The sequence below is a fragment of the Streptomyces sp. NPDC029674 genome (assembly GCF_044903205.1).
In the GTDB taxonomy this organism is placed as follows: Bacteria; Actinomycetota; Actinomycetes; order Streptomycetales; family Streptomycetaceae; genus Streptomyces.
In genome coordinates this window covers 1-4331 of the sequence record NZ_JBJDPY010000043.1, presented here as the reverse complement: position 1 = coordinate 4331, position 4331 = coordinate 1, and the positions used below count along the sequence as shown (strand labels likewise).

The window sequence follows — 4331 nt, the reverse complement described above, 5'->3', positions numbered from 1 at the left end:
CGCCGAAGCTGGAGCCGGTGGGGACCTCGTTCCGCCGCTGGTCGGAACTGTTGACCGCGCAAGCGATCGAGGAGAGCCGGGTCGCGGAGCTCGACGCCTGGCTCGCCGTGCTGGGCGAGGCACAACGCCCGTTGGGGCGACGCGAGTTGGACTCGTACATCGACACCGTGGGCACCCTGCGCCACAAGGCGTGGTCCGTGCCGCCGGAGCAGGTCGCGGCGTTGCTGGGCCGCACAACGACCGCCTTCCACTGCGGCGTCGACGACATCCTGCTGGCGGCCCTGGCCGGCGCGGTCACGCAGTGGAGGCCCGAGACGGCGTCCGGGCTTCTGGTGGATGTCGAGGGGCACGGCCGCGAGCCGGTCGGTGAGGTCGATCTGGCACGTACGGTGGGCTGGTTCGCCAGTGCCCACCCGGCCAGGCTGGACACGACGGGCATCGATCTCGCCCAGGTCGTGGCGGGCGGTCCAGTGGCCGGTGCGCTGCTGAAGACGGTCAAGGAGCAGCTGCGCGCGATCCCGGGCGACGGCCTCGGCTACGAGCTGCTGCGCCACCTCAACCCGGAGACCGGCCCCCTGCTCCGCACCCGCCCCGCCCCCGAGATCGGCTTCAACTACATGGGCCGCTTCGCCACCGAGACGAACCAACGACAGTCGTCGGCGTGGCAGTTGGCGGGCGATACGGCCATCGGCGGCTCGACCGATCCGGACATGCCCCTCCAGCACCTCTTGGAGGCGGGCGCGATGGTCCGGGACACGCCGGGCGGGCCGGAGCTGACGGTCACCCTGAGCTGGCCCGGCCACCTCGTGGCGCGGGCCGACGCCGAGCGCCTCGGCCACACCTGGGTGCAGATGCTGGGCGGTCTCGCCGCCCACACCGACGCTCCCGCGGCGGGCGGTCACACGCCCTCCGACTTCCCCCTCCTCGACCTCGCGCAGGACGAAGTCGACGAATTCGAGGGCTGACCGAACCTGCTGGTGCCCTTCCCGAGCCACTCGAGCACATCGCCGTTGCCGCTGTGAGGAGACAGAGACGATGACCCGATCCCTTGTCGAGGATGTCTGGCCCCTGTCGCCGTTGCAGGAAGGGCTGCTCTTCCACGCCGCCTTCGACGACCAGGGACCGGACGTCTACCAGGGGCAGCGCATGCTGGAGCTGGTCGGACCTCTGGACGTGGAACGGTTGCGCAGGTCGTGGCAGGCGCTGCTGGCCCGGCACGGCGCACTGCGGGCGAGCTTCCGAGGCCGCAAGTCCGGAGAGGCGGTGCAGGTCATCGCGCGCGAGGCGGAACTGCCGTGGAAGGTGGCGGACGTCTCCGACCGTTCCGAGGACGCGGCCCTCGCCGAGACGGAGCGGCTCGCCGCCCGGGAGCGTTCGCAACGCTTCGACCCGGCGGTCGCCCCGCTGCTGCGGCTGCTCCTGGTCCGGCTGGGCGAGGAACGGCACCGGCTGGTCGTCAGCAGCCACCACGTCGTCATGGACGGCTGGTCCATGGCGGTGCTCTTCAACGAGCTGCCCGCCGTGTACGCGGCGGGCGGCCACACCCGCGGCCTGCCCCGGACGACGTCCTACCGCGAGTACCTGGCGTGGCTGGGACGCCAGGACAAGGAGGCGGCGCGGGCGGCCTGGCGGGCAGAGCTGGCCGGGGCCGACGAGCCGACGCTCGTGGCCCCGGCGGAGCCGGGCAGGCTGCCCGTGGCCCCCGAAAGCCTGATCACCCACGTCTCCGAGGAGCTGACGCAAGGCCTCGCGCGGGTGGCCCGTGGCCTCGGGCTCACGGTCAACACGGTGATCCAGGGGGCGTGGGCGCTGGTCCTGGCCCGCCTCGCCGGGCGTACCGACGTGGTCTTCGGCGCGACAGCGGCCGGCCGCCCGGCCGAACTGCCGGGCGTGGAATCGATGATCGGCCTGTTCATCAACACGCTGCCGGTACGTGTACGCCTCGACGGCACGCAGCCCGTCGCGCAGATGCTCACCGCGCTGCAGGAACGACAGGCCGCCCTCATGGCGCACCAGCACCTCGGGCTGCCCGAGATCCAGAAACTCGCGGGCCCCGGAGCGGTCTTCGACACGATCGTCGTCTACGAGAACTATCCGCGCCCCCCGGAGGAGGAGCCCGCCCCCGGCACCTTCGCCATCAGGTTCCTCGGCGGCGAGGAGGCGGCCCACTACCCGCTCACCCTGGTCGTGGCCCCCGAGAGCGACCGGATGGGCTTCAAACTCGACTACCGCCCCGACCACTACGACCGCGCCGCCGCACAGTCGGTCATCGACCGGCTGACGCGGGTCCTCGGACAGCTGGTGGCCGACCCGTCGGTGCCGGTGGGACGGGTCGACGTGGCCGGGACGGCCGAACGGTCACTGGTGATCGAGGAGTGGAACGCGACGCGCCGGGAGGAGCCGACGGGATCGGTGCCCGAACTGATCGCCCGGCAGGCGCAGTGCATGCCCGATGCGGTGGCGGTGCGGTGCGGTGCGGAGGCTCTGTCTTATGGGGAGTTGGACGCGGCGGCGGGTCGTCTGGCGTCGTATCTGATGGGTGTGGGTGTGGGGCGCGGTGATCGGGTCGCGGTGGTGATGGAGCGTTCTGCCGACCTGCTGGTGGCGTTGTTGGCGGTGTGGCGTGTGGGGGCGGCGTATGTGCCGGTGGATGTGGAGTATCCGGTGGAGCGGGTGGCGTTTCTGTTGGAGGACTCGGCGCCGGTAGCGGTGGTGTGTACCGAGGCGTACCGGGATGCCGTCCCTGCGGGGACTCAGTTGGTGGTGCTGGACGAGCCCGGGGTTCGTGCGGCTGTCGCGGGGTGTGCGGCGGAGCCCTCGGCGGTGCGTGTGGGGGCGGCGGACGTGGCGTACGTGATGTATACGTCCGGGTCGTCGGGTGTGCCGAAGGGTGTGGTGGTGCCGCACGGGAGTGTGGCGGGACTGGTGGCCGGCTCGGGGTGGTCGGTGGGTCCGGGGGATGCGGTGTTGATGCATGCGCCGCACGCCTTTGATGTGTCGCTGTTCGAGGTGTGGGTGCCGCTGGTGGCCGGTGGCTGTGTGGTGGTGGCGGGTCCGGGCGTGGTGGATGCGGCGCGGATCCGTGCGGCCATCGAGAGCGGCGTCTCCGTGCTGCATGTGACGGCGGGGATGTTCCGGGTGTTGGCGGAGGAGTCCCCGGAGTGTTTCGCGGGGTTGAGTGAGGTGCTGACGGGCGGTGACGTGGTGCCGGCCGGTGCGGTGGCGCGGGTGCGGGAGGCGTGCCCTGAGGTGTCGGTACGGCATCTGTACGGGCCTACGGAGATCACCCTCTGTGTGACGTGGCATGTGCTGCCGGTGGGCGCGCCCAGCCCCGAGTCGCTGCCGGTCGGCCACCCGCTGCCCAACCGGCAGGTGTACGTCCTGGACGCCTTCCTGCGCCCGGTCCCGCCCGGCATGACGGGCGAGCTCTACATCGCCGGATCCGGCCTTGCGCGCGGCTACTTGGGGCGGCCGGGTTTGTCGGCTGAGCGGTTCGTGGCGTGTCCGTTCGGTGCGGGTGGGCGGCGGATGTATCGGACCGGTGACTTGGTGCGGTGGTCCGGCGAGGGTGAGTTGCTGTTCGTGGGGCGCGCGGACGAGCAGGTGAAGGTGCGCGGGTTCCGGGTGGAGCTGGGTGAGGTGGAGTCGGTCCTCGCCGGGCATCAGGTGGTGGGTCAGGCGGTGGTGGTGGCCCGCCGGGATGGTGGGGGCGGCGAGAGGCGCCTGGTCGGTTATGTCGTGCCCCAGGGGCAGGAAGACGCTGATCCGGAGCGGTTGCGTGCGTATGTGGCGGGGCGGTTGCCGGAGTACATGGTGCCGGTGGCGGTCGTCGTCCTGGAGGCCTTGCCGTTGACGGTGAACGGGAAGGTGGACCGGGCTTCTCTCCCCGCGCCGGATTTCGCCGAGCGTGTGTCAGGGCGTGAGCCGCGTACGGAGACCGAGCGGGTGCTGTGTGGCCTGTTCGCTGAGGTGTTGGGGTTGGAGCGGGTCGGGGCGGAGGACGGGTTCTTCGAGCTGGGTGGTGACTCGATCAGCTCGATGCAGTTGGCCTCGCGGGCTCGCCGCGCGGGGCTCGTCATCACGCCCCGCCAAGTCTTCACGGAGAAGAGCCCGGAACGGCTGGCTCTGGTCGTGGGGACGGTCGCGGAACGTGAGGTGCGGGCGGCCGACGTCGGTACCGGTCCAGTGCCGTGGACGCCGGTGATGCGCGCACTGGGCGACTCCGTCACCAGCCCTGGCTTTGCGCAGTGGGTGGTGTTGGGTGCTCCGGCTGGGCTGGGTCTGGATGTTGTTGTGGCGGGGCTGGGTGCCGTGCTGGATACGCATGACAT

General features: G+C 71.3%; 2 protein-coding genes. Both read left to right on the top strand.

Going from position 1 to position 4331, the window contains the following annotated elements; all coding sequences use genetic code 11:
* Positions 1 to 965: condensation domain-containing protein (locus ACI2L3_RS40150; RefSeq protein ID WP_404757430.1), on the top strand; the 965-nt coding region annotated here is incomplete at its 5' end.
* Positions 966 to 1035: 70 nt separating this feature from the next.
* Positions 1036 to 4331: amino acid adenylation domain-containing protein (locus ACI2L3_RS40145; protein ID WP_404757429.1), on the top strand; the 3296-nt coding region annotated here is incomplete at its 3' end.